The 15,305-nt window shown below is 66.0% G+C and carries 14 protein-coding genes; 8 read left to right on the forward strand and 6 right to left on the reverse strand.

Annotated elements, in window-relative coordinates:
* Positions 1–134: 134 nt before the first annotated feature.
* The 3 genes from DIZ22_RS11945 to DIZ22_RS11955 are packed head-to-tail and all read left to right on the forward strand — an operon-like array spanning position 135 to position 2,742.
* Positions 135–1,214: a glycosyl transferase gene (locus DIZ22_RS11945; RefSeq protein WP_048937828.1), complete on the forward strand. Its 1,080-nt coding sequence runs from the start codon at positions 135–137 to the stop codon at positions 1,212–1,214.
* Positions 1,211–2,314: a CDP-alcohol phosphatidyltransferase family protein gene (locus DIZ22_RS11950; RefSeq protein WP_048937827.1), complete on the forward strand. Its 1,104-nt coding sequence runs from the start codon at positions 1,211–1,213 to the stop codon at positions 2,312–2,314. The genes DIZ22_RS11945 and DIZ22_RS11950 overlap by 4 nt, the downstream gene beginning before the upstream one ends.
* A complete protein-coding gene (locus DIZ22_RS11955; protein WP_048937826.1) occupies positions 2,311–2,742 on the forward strand; it encodes an HIT family protein in 432 nt (143 codons plus the stop codon). The genes DIZ22_RS11950 and DIZ22_RS11955 overlap by 4 nt, the downstream gene beginning before the upstream one ends.
* A gap of 24 nt (positions 2,743–2,766) precedes the next feature.
* Here the strand turns inward: DIZ22_RS11955 and DIZ22_RS11960 are convergent, their stop codons facing one another.
* Positions 2,767–3,783, reverse strand: a complete 1,017-nt coding sequence (locus DIZ22_RS11960; protein ID WP_240626724.1) for an outer membrane beta-barrel protein — start codon at positions 3,781–3,783, stop codon at positions 2,767–2,769.
* Between the two features lie 177 nt (positions 3,784–3,960).
* Between DIZ22_RS11960 and DIZ22_RS11965 the strand changes: the two genes are divergently transcribed.
* Positions 3,961–5,139, forward strand: a complete 1,179-nt coding sequence (locus tag DIZ22_RS11965) for a BamA/TamA family outer membrane protein (protein ID WP_234415737.1) — start codon at positions 3,961–3,963, stop codon at positions 5,137–5,139.
* A 118-nt stretch (positions 5,140–5,257) separates the two neighbouring features.
* Positions 5,258–5,695: a hypothetical protein gene (locus DIZ22_RS11970; RefSeq protein ID WP_206364604.1), complete on the forward strand. Its 438-nt coding sequence runs from the start codon at positions 5,258–5,260 to the stop codon at positions 5,693–5,695.
* Here DIZ22_RS11970 and DIZ22_RS11975 read toward each other — a convergent pair.
* On the reverse strand, positions 5,683–6,453 hold the full coding sequence (locus DIZ22_RS11975; RefSeq protein ID WP_048937822.1) for a phosphocholine cytidylyltransferase family protein: 771 nt from the start codon (positions 6,451–6,453) through the stop codon (positions 5,683–5,685). The genes DIZ22_RS11970 and DIZ22_RS11975 overlap by 13 nt on opposite strands.
* Before the next feature lie 126 nt (positions 6,454–6,579).
* Here DIZ22_RS11975 and DIZ22_RS11980 point away from each other — a divergent pair, with 126 nt between their 5' ends.
* The gene (locus tag DIZ22_RS11980; RefSeq protein WP_122928219.1) at positions 6,580–7,926 is read left to right on the forward strand and encodes a lipopolysaccharide biosynthesis protein; all 1,347 of its coding nucleotides are present in this window, start codon (positions 6,580–6,582) and stop codon (positions 7,924–7,926) included.
* A 95-nt stretch (positions 7,927–8,021) separates the two neighbouring features.
* Here DIZ22_RS11980 and DIZ22_RS11985 read toward each other — a convergent pair whose 3' ends face one another.
* From DIZ22_RS11985 to DIZ22_RS11995, 3 genes are all read right to left on the reverse strand, one after another.
* On the reverse strand, positions 8,022–8,384 hold the full coding sequence (locus DIZ22_RS11985) for a hypothetical protein (protein ID WP_048937820.1): 363 nt from the start codon (positions 8,382–8,384) through the stop codon (positions 8,022–8,024).
* A gap of 105 nt (positions 8,385–8,489) precedes the next feature.
* Positions 8,490–9,281, reverse strand: a complete 792-nt coding sequence (locus DIZ22_RS11990) for a nucleotidyltransferase family protein (RefSeq protein ID WP_048937819.1) — start codon at positions 9,279–9,281, stop codon at positions 8,490–8,492.
* A 40-nt stretch (positions 9,282–9,321) separates the two neighbouring features.
* Positions 9,322–10,806 (reverse strand): M23 family metallopeptidase, encoded by a 1,485-nt coding sequence (locus DIZ22_RS11995; protein ID WP_234415736.1) that lies wholly within the window; start codon positions 10,804–10,806, stop codon positions 9,322–9,324.
* A gap of 285 nt (positions 10,807–11,091) precedes the next feature.
* Between DIZ22_RS11995 and DIZ22_RS12000 the strand changes: the two genes are divergently transcribed.
* Both DIZ22_RS12000 and DIZ22_RS12005 read left to right on the forward strand, forming a co-directional pair.
* Complete coding sequence (locus tag DIZ22_RS12000; RefSeq protein WP_122928220.1) at positions 11,092–14,028, forward strand: helicase-related protein; 2,937 nt, start codon at positions 11,092–11,094, stop codon at positions 14,026–14,028.
* Between the two features lie 13 nt (positions 14,029–14,041).
* A complete protein-coding gene (locus DIZ22_RS12005; RefSeq protein WP_164488891.1) occupies positions 14,042–14,332 on the forward strand; it encodes an RNA-binding S4 domain-containing protein in 291 nt (96 codons plus the stop codon).
* A 21-nt stretch (positions 14,333–14,353) separates the two neighbouring features.
* On the opposite strand, the gene DIZ22_RS12010 is transcribed toward DIZ22_RS12005, so the two are convergent.
* Positions 14,354–15,145 carry a MipA/OmpV family protein gene (locus tag DIZ22_RS12010; RefSeq protein ID WP_048937815.1) on the reverse strand — a complete coding sequence of 264 codons (792 nt, stop codon included), beginning with the start codon at positions 15,143–15,145 and terminating at the stop codon, positions 14,354–14,356.
* Between the last annotated feature and the right edge of the window lie 160 nt (positions 15,146–15,305).

The raw sequence follows: 15,305 nt of genomic DNA on the forward strand, positions 1-15,305 counted from the left end.
TTCGGCTTGCGTCCCGCGCCAGCCACGCTAGAGCGACCTCGTTTCGCTCCCCCCTCGCATTGCGACGCGGGGCGAAGTAAAGCAAACGCAGGTCATGCCCCTGCGGCGGCGAATATCTGTGGGGACCGCCTTCATTGCCGATCGACATCGCCTTTCTTGCCATCGCCGAAGCGCAGCAGGTGTTTCACTGGCTGCCGGCCGCCCTTGAACTGGGCAAGCGCGCGGATGTGCGCGTCCATGTGCTTTCGCCCTCGCGCCTGATTCTCGATCTGGTCGCCAGCTATGATCCCGAAGGACGGCTCGACCTCATCAAGCTGCGTCGCCCCTCGACCAAGCCCGACTCCCTGTTCCGCCTGCCCTCGCGGCTGGCGACGTTGCTGCTCAACTATCGCGCCATCGCCCGCTTCCCGACGCTGGTGACGACGGAAATCACCAGCGCCTGGCTGAAACGGATGCCCGGCTTTGCCACCCGCCTGATCCTGATCAAGCATGGCGCGGGCGACCGGGCTGGCGGCTACAAGCAGCGCCACGCCGATTTCGACCTGACCATCGTCGCGGGCGAGAAGGACCGGCGCCGGATGATCGGCTACGGCCTCTGCACCGAAGCCAATTGCCTGGTCGGCGGCTATGCCAAGTTCGAACTGCGCGCGCCGCGCCGCCCCTTGTTCGACGACGACAAGCCGGTGCTGCTCTACAATCCGCATTTCGACCCGGAGCTGTCCTCCTGGGTCAGGCACGGGCCGCAGGTCATGGCCGCGCTCGAAGCGCTGCAGGGCTGGAACGTCATCATCGCGCCGCATGTGAAGCTCGCCCGCCGCATCCCGCCAATCCACAGCGACAGCCCGCATATCCGCGTCGACATGGGTAGCCGCCACTCGATCGACATGAGCTACACGACCAGCGCCGACGCCTATCTGGGCGACGTGTCGAGCCAGGTTTACGAGTTTCTGCTCACCCCCCGCCCCTGCATCTTCCTGAACCTCGACCATCATGACTGGCGCGAGGATCAGGCCTTCGCCCATTGGCGCCTGGGCCAGGTGATCGACCGCGCGGATGCGCTTCAGGGCGCGCTCGATCGGGCAGCAGACTTGCAACCGGGCCTGGTTGCTGCTCAGGAAGCGGCAATGCAGGATAGTATCGATCTTTCCCCGGTCCCCGCCTCGCAGCGGCAGGCCGCCCTCATCCTCGATTTTGCGCAGAAGGCACAGGCATGATGCAGACGATCAGCACCACCCTCGGCCCGGTTCGCCTGCTCGGCGAGAATGCGACCCCGATCTGGGGCATGTCCAACGCCGAACGCAATCGCCGCATGGCGGAAAGCGCGGCCAAGAATGGCAGCACGCTGGCGCCGGGCCATGAACTGGTCTTCAACCTCGCCTATGCCTTCGACCCGCTGTTGCTGCGGCTGGTGCTGGAAACGCCCGGCACGATGTTCGCCTGGGCCGGCCAGCCGATCGTCGGTCAGGTGCCCGCGGGCAGCGACCCGATGAAGGCCAGCGGCCTCATCGACCTGTCGGACGGGCGCAAGCTATACAATCGCCAGCTGCGCAAGCTGGAACAGCCGATGGTGCGCGAACTGGTGCCCCAGACCCGCAAGGCGATCGAACGGCAAAGCTATTTCGGCGCCTATAAGGGCGTGACCGACCTGCTGACCAAATATCTCTGGCCCGAACTGGCACTGATCCTGACGCGCATCGCCGCGCAGCTGAAGATGACACCGAACATGGTGTCGGTGATCGGCGTGACGCTCTGCCTCGTCGCCACCTTCCTGTTCGCCAAGGGACTGTTCTGGACCGGCTTCCTGTGCGGCTTCATCTTCATGGTGCTGGACACGGTGGACGGCAAGCTCGCCCGCTGCACCATCACTTCTTCCAAATGGGGCAATGTGATCGACCATGGCGTCGACCTGGTCCACCCGCCCTTCTGGTGGTATTTCTGGGGCGTGGGCCTTACCTATTGGGGGCTGGGCCTGTCGGCCGGCACCTTCACCTTCATCATGACCGCCGTGATCGCGGGCTATATCCTCCAGCGCCTGATCGAGGGGATGTTCCTCAAGGACTTCAAGATGGACATCCATGTATGGCGTCCGTTCGACAGTCAGTTCCGCCTGATCACCGCGCGTCGCAACCCGAACATGGTGATCCTGTTCGTGGCGCTGCTGTTCGGCCGGCCCGATATCGGCCTGATCGCGCTCGCCTGGTGGACCATCATCTCGCTGGTCGTCCATGCCGTGCGCCTGGCCCAGGCCTATATCGTCCACCGCTCCGGCCGGCCGATCGTCAGCTGGATGGACGAGGCCGAGGCAGCGGCATGAACGCGACCATCGCCAAGTTCGGCTGGCCCGCGACGCTGGTTGCCGAATTCGACCATTGGGTCGTGCTGCTGCGCCCCGCCCAGCCGACGCTGGGATCGCTGGTGCTGGCAGCCAAGAGCGACGCGACCGCGTTCGGCGACCTGCCGGGCGCGGCGCATGCCGAACTCAAGACCGTCACCGCCGCGATCGAGGCCGCGCTGACCCGCGCGGTGAACTATGCCAAGATCAACTATCTGATGCTGATGATGGTCGACCCGCATGTCCATTTCCATGTCATCCCCCGCTATGACGGGGAACGCAGCGCCGCCGGCCTGACCATCACCGATGCCGGCTGGCCGGGCCAGCCCGACCTTGGCAGCGCGGTCAAGATTGACAACGAAGCTGACACGGCGCTGCGCGATTGGCTGAAGGGGCATTTCGCCCTCTGATCGGACGGATCGGGGCCGGCCGAATCAGGGCCGAAAGGTCAGGCTCAGCACGAAGCGGTTGGATTCCTGCCCCAGATTATATTCGGCCTGCATCGCCCAATGGCTGGACAGTTCCAGATTGGCGCCGGCGATGCCGGCCCAGGGGCGGCGGCTCGACAGGTCGACCTTGTAGCGCAGGCCGACACCATCGCCGTCCTCGAACAACGGGCCGCTGCGCACCAGCCCCGACACGGTGACATCCATGTCGAAATAATTGGCGCCGACATAGGGTGTCAGGATCGTGTTGCCGCCCAGCGAGACGCGCGGGCCGGCCCGTGCCGCGATGTTGGTCATCCGCATGTCGGACCGGTCCTTCTTCGCCACGCTGATCGTCTTGGCGAGGGACAGGGCGGCAAACCAGCTGTTGCTGCCATAACCCAGGATGCTGCCGAAGGTGAAGGAGGTGTTGTCGACATCCGCCTTGAAGGGCAGCTGGCTATGACCGCAGGGCTTGGCCGGGCGACAGAAGGGGAAAGGCACGAAGGCATCGAGATCGATGTCGACGCCGACATCGACATGCCCCTTCACCTTGCCGATGCCGGCGAACAGGTTGAGGAAGGGGAACAGCCAGACATCCGCCTTGAACTCGCTGTTGCTGGTCCGGCTTTCCATCTCCGTCGTGGTGACGAAGGGCACCTGTAGCAGCGACGCGCCCTCGGGCGGATCCTCGCCCTTGGCGATGGCGACTGCCAGGTTCCGGCTGTTCATATGCTGAACATTGTGGATCAGCATGCCGCTGGCGCCCAGCGCGCGCTGGATATGATAGCCGCGCTCGATCGCCGCCCGCCCGCCGATCGGCAGCAGCGGATATTTTTCGCGTTCGGGCGGGGGCTCCGCCGCCCCTTCTGCGGGCGCAACGGGCATCGGCGTGTCGGTCGCCCCGCTGACGGGATCGGCGCTGGTCGCAACCTGGGTAATGATCGGGACGGGCGGCACTTCTTCTGCGCGGGCATGGCCCGCCACACCCAGCGCCATGACCGATAGCAGCGTCAATCCTCGCATCGCCATCATTCCCTGTCCCCCGGCCCCGCGCCCTGCTCCTTCGGGCCGGGCAGACAATATGCGGGAAAGGCGCTTGCCTGGCTTCTGGGTAATTTCCCCCTTTTGCCTGCACATTTCCCCCGATGGTGCCGCCCCCGCCTTCCTCTAGGCTGGTCCGATATGACAGGGAGACATGGCGTGCGACACGCGCTGGCCGGCCCAAGCCTGATGATGTGCCTGGGCATGGCCCTTCCCGCCGCCGCCCAAAATACGCCATCGCGCGAGATCATGGATCAGGCGCAGAGCGTGCAGGCCGGCGAACCGGAACCCGCGCCCGATGCCGCCCTGCCCCCGCCCAGCACCAAGCCGGACCTGGTAATCGCGCCGATCCCGCTGTCCAATCCGGCGATGGGCACCGGCCTCGCCGGTGCGGCGGTGCTCTATTATAATCCCAACGGATCGTCCCGCCCCTGGGTCAGCGGCTTTGGTGGCGGCTACACCAGCACCGATAGCTGGGGCCTGGGCGCATCGCACAACATGACATTGGCCGACGACCGGCTGCGCTTCCAAGGCTGGGCCGGCTATGGCGTCGCCAATCTGCGCTTCTATGGCATCGGCGCCAATGCCGGCGCGTCCAACCTGTCGATCAAGCTGCGCGACAAGGCCTTCGCCGCCATGGTCGACACCCAATATCAGATCTTCAGCAAAGGCTTCCTGCGCCACCTCTCCTTCGGCGCGCGCCTCTATTATCTCGACATGAACGCCCGCGTTTCGCTGCCGCTGCCCAATCATCCGAACCTGACACCGCCCGCGATCGAGCGGCACAGCCAGATTGCGATGCTCGGCCCCTCCTTCACCTTCGACAGCCGCAACAATCCGGTCGATCCGCGCAAGGGCGTCTATACCACCGGATCACTGACCTATGGCGCCGACTGGCTGGGCAGCGACTTCACCCATCACAAGCTGCAGATTGCGGGCAATGGCTATTTCCCGCTGGGGCGCGAGACCGTGCTGGTGGTGCGCAAGACGCTGTGCGAGGCGTCGGACGGCGCGCCCTATTATGACCTGTGCCTCTATGGCCAGAATGGCGACCTGCGTGGCTACGAGACCGGCCGCTATCGCGACCGGGCCAGCTGGGCGCTGCAGGGCGAGGTGCGCCAGCATCTGTTCGGCAAGATCGGCATGGTCGCCTTCGGCGGCATCGGCGGCATTGCGCGCAGCGGCAAGGATATCTGGAAACATACCAAGATGCTCCCCGCCGGAGGTTTCGGCCTGCGCTATCTCGCCTCGAAGGAGGCCAATGTGAATCTGCGGGCCGACATCGCCTGGGGCAAGGACGGCGCCGCCTTCTATTTCGGGATCGGGGAAGCCTTTTAGGTCGGGTAGACAGATCAGACGGTCGGCAAACGACCAACATTTGCCATCCACGCGGCTCTCGCGCTTCTCCATCTGCGGACATTGCAGTTTGCGGAAACCGATCTTAGCATCATCAACTATGTTCAATTGGTTGCGCGACAAGTTGAAATGCATTCGGCCCGTTTCATCGTGGATGGTTACCATCTCAGGTGAAGCGATCGTTACCACCGATGGGCAAGGCACTGAACGCCAGCTACCCATTGTCGATCTTAAACGCGTCGTTGTCGCGACTGACGACAGTGGACCTTGGGGCGACGATGTAGTGTTTCTGCTCTATTCTGATGGATCAGAGCCTGTCGGTATTTTCCCGCTTGAGGCCGGTGGATGCCAAGACTTTGTCGATTGGCTGAGTACGTTAGACGGCTACAAAGACCGCGAAATGGCCAAAGCCATGTCATCCACCGAAGTGGCAAGATTTGCCGTTTTTCGGCTGAAAGCTGACAGTCTCCTATTCACCCATTGCGGCCATTTGGCAGCCGCCGAATTGGCTACGCAACCCGGCGCTCACGCGCCGTAGCGCCCTTCTTCCACCCATTTCTCGGTGAGCGCATTGGCGGCATCGACATCCTGCGGGAAATCGACTTCTTGCCATGCTAGCCCCTCGATCGACACGGTGCCGACCCGGTTGCCCTTGGCGATGATGTCGATCGCGCGCAGATACCAGCGGGCGACGCCTTCGGGCGTGCGCATCATCTGGTCGACCTGGTTGCGGAAGATCGCCGGCCCTTCGCCCACGAACGCCAGCATGCCGATCGATTCGGCATTGGTGTCGGGCGGCAGCAGCCGCTTGCCGATATGGTGCAGGCGCCCGGTCTCGTCCCGGTTCACCTTCATGTCGTCATCGTCATAGTCGCCGTCGGGCTTCACATCGACGGTGACGGTGATCGCGTCCTTGGCGCCCGAGACCAGCTTCGCGACGATCTCGTCCGACACGATGGTGTCGCCGTTCAGGATGATGAAGTCCTGGTCCATCTCCTCACGCGCGATCCAGCAGCTGCCCAGATTGTCGGCGACCTGGAAGAAGGGATTGAACAGCGTGCGGATGCGCGCGCCGGTCTCGCGATAGAGTTGCAGCGCATGATCCTCGACCCGCTCGGTGCGGAAGCCGGTGACGACGACGATGTCGGTCACGCCATTGGCGACCAGCGCGGCGATCTGCCAGCTGATCAGGGTGCGGCCGTTGAAGTCGATCATGCACTTGGGCACGTCACGGGTCAGCGGCAGCAGGCGCGAACCCTGGCCGGCGGAGAGGATGATGGCTTTCTTGATGGTCATGCCCGCGCTTTAGAGCGATTTCGCAGCGCAGGGAAGAGAAGGACGCATTTGCGCAATGCGCCGCCCTTCCCTAGATAGACGCCCGCCAGCAACAAACGGCGTGTCACGCGAAAGGCTCCTGTTCCGGTGAAGTTGAAGCGCGCAAAGGGTAGCAGCGCACAGGATGGCTTTGCCCGTATCCTGGCCAATACCGGCTGGTTGCTGGGCGGCAAGGGCGTGGGCGCGGTGCTGAGCCTTGCCTATCTCGCCATCGTCACCCGCACGCTGGGCGTTGCCGATTTCGGCCGCTTCGCGCTGGTGCTGAGCGCCGCCAACGTCATCAAGACGTTGGTGTCCTTCGACAGCTGGCAGATCGTCGTGCGCTATGGCCAGCCGCATCTGGCGGACGGCAACGGCAATGCGCTCAACCGGGTGCTGCGCTTCTGCATCCTGATCGATCTCGCCTCGGCCGTGGCCGGCGGCCTGATCGCCGCGATCATCATCCTCGCCTTCGGCAACCAGCTGCAACTGGGGCCGGGCATGGGGCTTCAGGCCTGGCTGTTCTGCATGGTGATGATGATCACCATCCGCTCCTCCCCCACCGGCATATTGCGCCTGTTCGACCGTTTCGATTCGGCCGCCGTCGCCGAAACCATGATCCCGGTCGGACGGATGATCGGCGCGGGCCTGGCGCTTGCGCTGATGCCCGGCATCACCGGCTTCCTGATCGCCTGGGGCGCCGCCGAACTGCTGTGCGCGGCGGCCTATTGGTACCTCGCCCTGCGCGAAGGCAAGGGGCGGCTCGGCAGCTGGACCGCCGGCCGGGCGCTTGATGCGCGCCAGGAAAATCCCGGCATCGTCGGCTTCCTAACCGCCACCAACCTGCAGACCAGCCTGTCCGCCATGGGACAGCAGGTCGCGGTGCTGGTCGTCGGCCTGTTCGTCGGGCCGGTGGGCGCGGGCCTCTATCGCCTTGCCAACCAGCTCGCCCAGTCTCTGACCAAGATTTCCAGCCTGCTCTCGCGCAGCATCTTCGTCGAACTGTCGCGCACACAGTCCAGCCATGGCGTGGATGCGCTGCGGTCCCTGTTCCGCCGCACCAACCGGCTGGCGCTGATCGCCGGCGCCATCATCATCGCGCTGATCCTGACCATCGGCCATCCGCTGCTGGGCCTGATCGCGGGCAAGGAATTCCTCCCCGCCTATCCGCTGCTGATGCTGCTGGGCGTGTCGGCCTGCATCGACCTGGTCGGGGTCAGCTATCGCCCGCTGCTGATGGCGACCGACCGGGCCGGCCTGTCGCTGCGCATCACCTTTGCCTCCACCCTGCTGCTGCTGGGGATGCAGGCGGTGCTGCTGCCGATGAATGGCACGATCGGCGCTGCGATCGCCAATATCGTCGCCTCGATCGCCGGCTTCCTGATGATGGGTCTTGCCACCCGCCATGCGCTGGCATTGCGCGATACGCTGCCGCCGGAGTCCGACGCGAACTGAGCGACACCAGCGCGCCATCCCTGGATCGAGGGGGGAGAGGAACGACGCACTGGTGCCGCGCCCGGTTCAGCCTGATGAGACCGGGCTAGGGAAATTCAATAATATTTGAAGGCGGTGACCACCCCGTTCTGGGTGCTGCACTTGAACGTCTTCTTGACCGTCTTCTGCTTGCCGTCCTTGTCGATCACGACATTGACCAGCGCGCGCACGGCACCGCGGCTGTCGCTTTTCTTGTCGGTATCCTCGACCTCGCGCAGGGTGACGTCGATCACGCCCTTCTTTGCGCCCTGGGCCTTGGCTTCGTTCAGGCAGGCGGCGACCGATACGTCGCGGGAATCGCCGCTGACCGGAGTGACCGGGGTCGGCGCCGGCGGCGAGGGCGCCGCTTCGGGCGTTGTCTGTGCCATCAGGACGAGGGTGGCGGGCAACAATGCCGCCAGGGGCAGAATCTTGCGCATGCGGGTGCTCCCTTCATCGGGCCCATCTGCCGGGTCCGATTGTTTCTAGCATGCAGCCACAGCGCGCGGCATCGGGAATAACCCGATAGGGAAACGCCCTGCCCTTTAGCGCGCGAGGATGGATTCGATCAGCACGATGTCGTCGGGCTTGTCGGCGTCGATGCAGGCTTCCGCCTGGTCCATCGCCACCAGCCGCGCGGTCAGGCCGAAACGCCGCCCCACCCGCGCAATGCCGCCGCGCAGGGTCAGGATGCGCAGCAGTGCGCCGACCAGCGCCAGCGGGCCAAAGGCGGACAGGATCTTCCAGCCCTTCTTCCGGTCCTGCTCGACATCCTGCCACAACGCGATCACCGGGCGCGCTTTGGCGCTGCCGAACCAGAAGATGTTCGCGCCCGACCACCAGCCGTCGCGGAACTTGAGCCAGGTGCGGCGCGACTGCGGATAATGGGCCAGCAGGGTCGCCTTCTCGACCATGGCGACGGCGATGTCGGCGCCCGTCGCCTCCGCCACGAACTGGTCCAGCATCGCCGCGTCGAGCAGCACATGGTCCGCCGTCGTCATCAGCAGCGGGAAAGGCAGGTCCGCCTTCTCCATCAGTTCCAGCAGCGAGGAGGCGATGCCCTTGCCGCCGCGCTCGAACCGCACGCGCGGATCGCTGGCCAGCCAGGCGGTGGCCGGATCATCGGCGAAATATTCGGGATTCTGCGTCAGCACCACCAGCTGGCCGATCGCCGGATGGGCGAGCAAGGCGCGCGCCGGGCGGTTGATCATCGGCTCCCCCGCGACCGGCACCAGCGGCTTGACCGGCACGCCGGCAGCGGTTGCGAGCGGATCGGCGATCGGCCGCGCCCCTGCCAGCAGGATTGCGGTGATGGTGACGGGATGGGAGGATGTCATGCCCGCTCGTTAGCCGAGCGAGCCACCGCCGCAAAGCCGCTTATTTCCCCGCAGCGGCCGGTGCGCCCGCGGTCGGCGCGGCCGCCGCCACCTCATGCGTGCCGACCTTCAGCCCCTTGAGCTGGGCCAGGCGCGCGCGGAAAGCGACCAGATTGCTGCCGGTCAGTTGCGCCGTCGTGGTGAACTTCACCGACAGCGGATTGACCACCTGGCCATTGCGATACAACTCATAATGAAGATGCGGACCGGTCGACAGGCCGCTGGAACCGACATAGCCGATCACCTGGCCGCGCCGCACCCGCTGGCCGGGCACCGCCGCGATCCGGCTCATATGCGCATAGCCGGTGGCCAGGCCCCCGCCATGGGAAACACGGACATAATTGCCATGGCCGCCATGGCGGCCGGCAAAGGCAACCACGCCGTCGGTCACCGCATAGATGGGCGATCCGTAGCGCGCGCCGAAATCGATGCCGGCATGCATGCGGGTATAACCCAGGATCGGATGGCGGCGCATGCCGAAGCCCGACGTCATGCGGGCGCCGTCGACCGGTGCGCCCAGCACGCCGCGTTTTTCGCCCACGCCCGATGCCTCGAACCATTCGGTGCGGCCCTCGCTGGTCCATTTCAGCATGTCGACCGCCTTACCCCGCGCCCGGCGGAAACCGGCATAGAGCAGCTCGCCCACCTCGACATCGCCGGTTTCGGCGCGATGATATTCGGTGATGATGTCATAGCGGTCGCCCGCGCCGATCGATCCCAGATCGACCTGCTTGGCGATCACCCGCAGGAAGGCCTGCACCGCCTTGGGCGGCGCACCGGCGGCGCGGGCCGAGCGATAGATGCTGTCGCCGACCACGCCCTGGATGCGCAGCGGGGTGTTGTCGACGCGAATGGGCACGCGCGTCACCTGCAGCACGCCGCCGACCCGGTTGAGTTCGACCGCAAGGTCGAGCCGCGCGCGGAAATTGAGCTTGTCGAGCGGCCGGGGCGATGTGCGGCTGGCACGGCGGCCCAGGATGATGTCGAGCCGGGTGCCCGGCTTCACGCCTGCGCCGATATCGCCGCCGACCATGCTGGTCACGGTCGCGACATCGCCGCTGCTGACCCCGGCACGCGACAAGGCGCGGGCCAGCGTGTCGCTGCTGCCGATCTGGGCATTGAGTTCGATCTGCGGCCGTTCGGGCGTTTCCTTGAGGGGCTGCACCGTATCGGTCGCGCCCATCCGCCGGCCACTGTCCGCGCCCAGCGCCAGCGGCGTGATCATCTGGCTGCGCACCTCGTCATATTGGGCGGGCGCCAGTAGCGGTTCGGGCGCGCCGGGCACCGGCTGGAAACCGGGCGAGAGATAGAGGGCGGTGGCGCACAGGCCAAAACAGGTGGCAAGGCCGCGAAACCAGGTAAGGCTGCCGACATTCTGCCCCAGGTCCGGGACGAGGTTGACGTCCTCCGCCCAGTCGCGCAGGCGCGTGCGCCAGTCGCGCGGCGCCGCCGGTCGCTGCAGGCTGTCCGCCAGCCATAGCGACATGGACGCGCCACCCTGCTGAAAACCCGACTGATTATCCTGGAACAAAAGCCGCAACCCCCGGGGTGCTTTTTATCGCATCGCCAACGCAATGGTCCCCGCGCCATGCGTCGGACCGCACCCTTGTGAACGCGCAGGGTTAAAGTCAATTTAAGACGCTGCCATGACCCGCGCCGCTGCGACGAAACGTGCCCATGGCCGGGCAGAGTCCCGTTAACCAAGGGAACATCGGGCCGATCGCGCAAAGTCCTTGCCCTGCCCGCCATCCTGCACGACATAGGCCCCATCATGGCCCAGTTCGCCCGTTCGCCCGTCACCGCTGTGCTGGGCCCCACCAATACCGGCAAGACTCATCTCGCCGTCGAGCGCATGTGCGGCCATTCGAGCGGCATGATGGGCTTTCCGCTGCGCCTGCTGGCGCGCGAAGTCTATGACCGCGTCGTCGCGATCAAGGGCGCGCAGCAGGTCGCCCTCATCACCGGTGAGGAAAAGATCGTGCCGCCGGGCGCGCGCTATTTCCTCTGCACCGCCGAATCCATGCCCATCAGTGGCGGCAGGGAAGCCGCCGCGATGACCGGCGGCCTCAGCGATTTCGCCTTTGTCGCGCTGGACGAGGCACAACTGGGCGCCGATCCCGAGCGCGGCCATATCTTCACCGACCGCATCCTGCGCGCCCGCGGCCGCGAAGAAACGATGATCCTGGGCTCCGCCAGCATCGCGAAGACGGTCAAGAGCCTAGTCCCGGAGGTCGAGATCATCGGCCGGCCGCGCTTCTCCACCCTCTCCTATGCTGGCGCCAAGAAGCTGTCGCGCCTGCCGCGCCGCTCCGCCATCGTCGCCTTCTCGGCCGAGGAAGTCTATGCCGTGGCGGAAATGCTGCGCCGCTTCCGGGGCGGTGCGGCGGTGGTGATGGGCGCGCTCTCGCCCCGCACCCGCAATGCCCAGGTACAGATGTTCCTCAATGGCGACGTCGATTATCTGGTCGCCACCGATGCGATCGGCATGGGCCTCAACCTCGACGTCGCCCATGTCGCCTTCGCCTCGCTGCGCAAGTTTGACGGCCGCCGCTCGCGCCGGCTGACGGTCGCCGAAATGGCCCAGATCGCCGGCCGCGCCGGGCGCCATCACAAGGACGGCACCTTCGGCAGTCTGGGGTCGGAGGATGGCGACGCCGCCTTCACCCCCGAAGAGATCGAGGCGATCGAGGCACATCGCTTTCCGTCCGTCGACCAGCTTTTCTGGCGCGACGGCGCACCGCGCACCGACAGCATCGATCATCTCATCATCGATCTGGAGGCCCGGCCCGATCGCCCGGAACTGCGCACCGCGCCGCAGGCGGTCGACCTGGCCGTGCTGCGCCGGATGGCCGAAGACCCGGAAGTTCAGGCCCGTGTCCGCTCCAAGCGCGATGTCGAACGGCTCTGGGCCGCCTGTGGCCTGCCCGATTTCCAGAAGCTGGGCGCGGAGCATCATGCCCGCACCGTGGCGCGCATCTGGCGCTTCATCGCCGGCAATGGCTCCGGCTTTGGCGGCCATATTCCGCGCGACTGGTTCGCCCAGCAGATCGCCCGCCTCGATTCGGTCCAGGGCGATATCGACACCTTGTCGGGCCGGATCGCCGCCGCGCGCACCTGGTCCTATATCGCCCATCGTCCCGACTGGCTGGCCAATCCGGTGGAGATGGCGGAACGCACGCGCATGCTGGAAGAAAAGCTGTCCGATGCGCTGCATGCGGCCCTGACGCAGCGTTTCGTGGACCGACGCACCTCTGTTCTGCTAAGGGATCTCGGACAGAATGCGAGCAATCTGCCGGTCACGGTCGACCCGGATGGGACGGTCTGCGTCGATGGCGAGACGATCGGGCGACTTGACGGATTTCGTTTCTCAGTCGATCCCGCTACGCGACTCCAGGACAGAAAGCTGTTGCTGGCGGCGGCGGAAAGGCGCCTTGGAAAGGTATTACGAGTGAAGGCTGACGAATTGATGAGCGCTGCGGATACGGATTTCGCGCTCATGGACGATGCGGGACAGACGCCGGGCATCGCCTGGCAGGGCACCCCGGTCGCAACGCTGATGGCGGGCGCAGGCCTGCTCGCGCCCGAAATCCGGCTCGATCGCGCGCTCGCCGCGCTGGGCCCGGATGTGCAGAAGCAGGTGACGACCCGTCTGGCGACCTGGTTCGAGGCGCAGAAGCAGAAGCATCTGCTGCCACTGGTCAAGATGAGCGAAAGCGCTGCCGATCCGGCCGTGCCAGCCGTCGTCCGCGCGGTCTTTGCCCAGCTGGCCGATGCCGGCGGCGTCGCGCCGCGACTCGACCTTGATTCGGCGCTCGGCCATCTCGACAAGGATCAGCGCCATCTGCTGCGCCGCGCCGGCATCGATATCGGCGTGCTCGATCTCTATCATCCCGGCCTGTTGAAGCCGGGTGCGGCGCGCTGGCGTGCGGCGCTGCAGGCGGCGCGCATCGGCAAGCCCTGCCTGCCGCTGCCCCAGCCGGGCCTGACCCTGATCCCGACCGGCGACAAGCCCCAGGAAATGGGCGCCCGCATTGCGGGCTTCCGCAGCTTTGGCCCGCAGATGCTGCGCATCGACATTGCCGAGCGCATGGCCCGCACCGCGCACGAGACGATCGCGAAGAATGAGCCGTTCAGCGCGCTCAGCCCGCAGATCGTGTCGCTGGGCCTGAGCGAAGAAGCGTTCCTGCAGCTGATGCGCGCCGCCGGCTTCCGCCCGATCGATCCGGTGCCAACCCCGGCGCCCGTCGCCGAGGCACCGGCCGAAGCCGCGCCCGCCGTGGAGGGCACGGACGTGGTCGAAGCGACCGAGGCTGCGCCTGAAGCCGCAGCGGAAGCCGTTGCCGAGGCCCCCGTCGAAGCGGCGGCCGAGGCGGCAACCGAAACCCCGGCCGAAGCGCCCGTCGCCGCCACCGGCGCCAACTGGGTGTTCAAGGGCCGGCAGAAAGGCCGCCCGCAGGGCGATCGTGGTCCGCGCGGCCCCCGCCGCGACCAGCAGCAGCGCCCCGAAGGCAAATTTGCCGGCAAGAGCGACAATCGCGGTGAAGGTCGTGGCGACAACCGTGGCGGCAAGGGCGGCGATCGCGGCCCGCGCAAGGGTGGCGACCGCGACGATAATCGCGCGCCGCGCGCTACCCCCGCCAGCCACAAGGCCGCCACCAGCAACCATGCCTTCGCCGGCCTGGCCGAACTGCTGGGGCGCAATGGCTGACCCCAAGGGGGCCATGACAGTGCATGGGACGGGCGTCGGCCCGTCCCTGCGCATCGACAAATATCTGTGGTTCGCGCGCCTGTCGAAAAGCCGCTCGACCGCGCAGAAGCTGGCCGAAGACGGTCATATCCGCCTCAATGGCCGGCGAATCGACCGGTCCCATGCGCCGGTGCGCGCCGGCGACCTCATCACCTTTCCCCACGCCGCCGGCGTCCGCGTCGTCCGCGTGATCCAGCTGCCCACCCGGCGCGGCCCCGCGCCCGAGGCGCAGGCCTGCTATGAGGAATTGACGGTCGGCAGCTAAACCTGCCGCCGATCGCCTGTTTTAGAACCGGTAGGCAAGCGCCACGAAGCCGTTCGGTCGCGTCGCATGCTCGACCAGCGGGCTGTCCTTGACCCGGCCGAGCAGACTGGTCGCCCCGACCGATCCGGTCACGCTCCAGCGGCTGTCGAGCCGATAGACGATGTTGAGCAGCGCCGAGACATCCTTGAACCCTGCCTTGCCGCGATATTGGTCCAGTCCGGACGCTGCCGCCTCCCGCGCATTCACCCCGAAATAGCCGTCCATATGCTTGCCGTCGGCAAAGCTGGTGGCGATCGAGGGGGTGATGATGAGCTTGGGATTGAGGATGACAGGATAGGAGAGGCTGGCGTCAGCGATGAAGCCGCCGGTGCTGCCGCTAATGCCCTGCGTCGCGCCCAGCGTCGCCACCACGCCGCCGCCGGTCAGATTGGCGAACACGCGCCCGCCCACGCCCCAGGACAGCCGATCGATACCCGTCGGCACGTCGCGCCGCCGATAGCCGGGCATCGGCGTGACGCCCGCGCCGATGGTCAGCGCCCGGTCATCGACCAGATTGAGCCCCACGCCATTGCGGAAATTGGCGAAGAAGCGCCCCTCGACAATGTCGATCGCCGGCAGCGGCAGCACGCGATAATCGTCGGCGCCCTGATAGACCGGCGTCACCGCCGCACCCAGGCCGATGACGATCCGGTCCTTGCTCGGCTGCCCCACCGACTGGCGCGAACTGCTGAGATCCTGCGCCTTGACTGCCACCTGCGCGGCTGCGCCCATGGCGAGCAGCGCGATGCTCGATCGGACCATCGTCGATTTCATTATGCAAATCCCTGTCGAAACGGCCGTCCGAAGATCGACCAGCCCCATGCCGGCGCACGGGCATCCATGGCCGGCACAATAATTTCCAGGCAATATACTGTAAATACAGCACAATGTTTCCGGAAAATGTCCAGCATCGGCCCGACGCAGGAAGATCACA

The sequence above is a fragment of the Sphingobium sp. LF-16 genome (assembly GCF_003711185.1).
GTDB classification, from domain to species: Bacteria; Pseudomonadota; Alphaproteobacteria; order Sphingomonadales; family Sphingomonadaceae; genus Sphingobium; species Sphingobium yanoikuyae_A.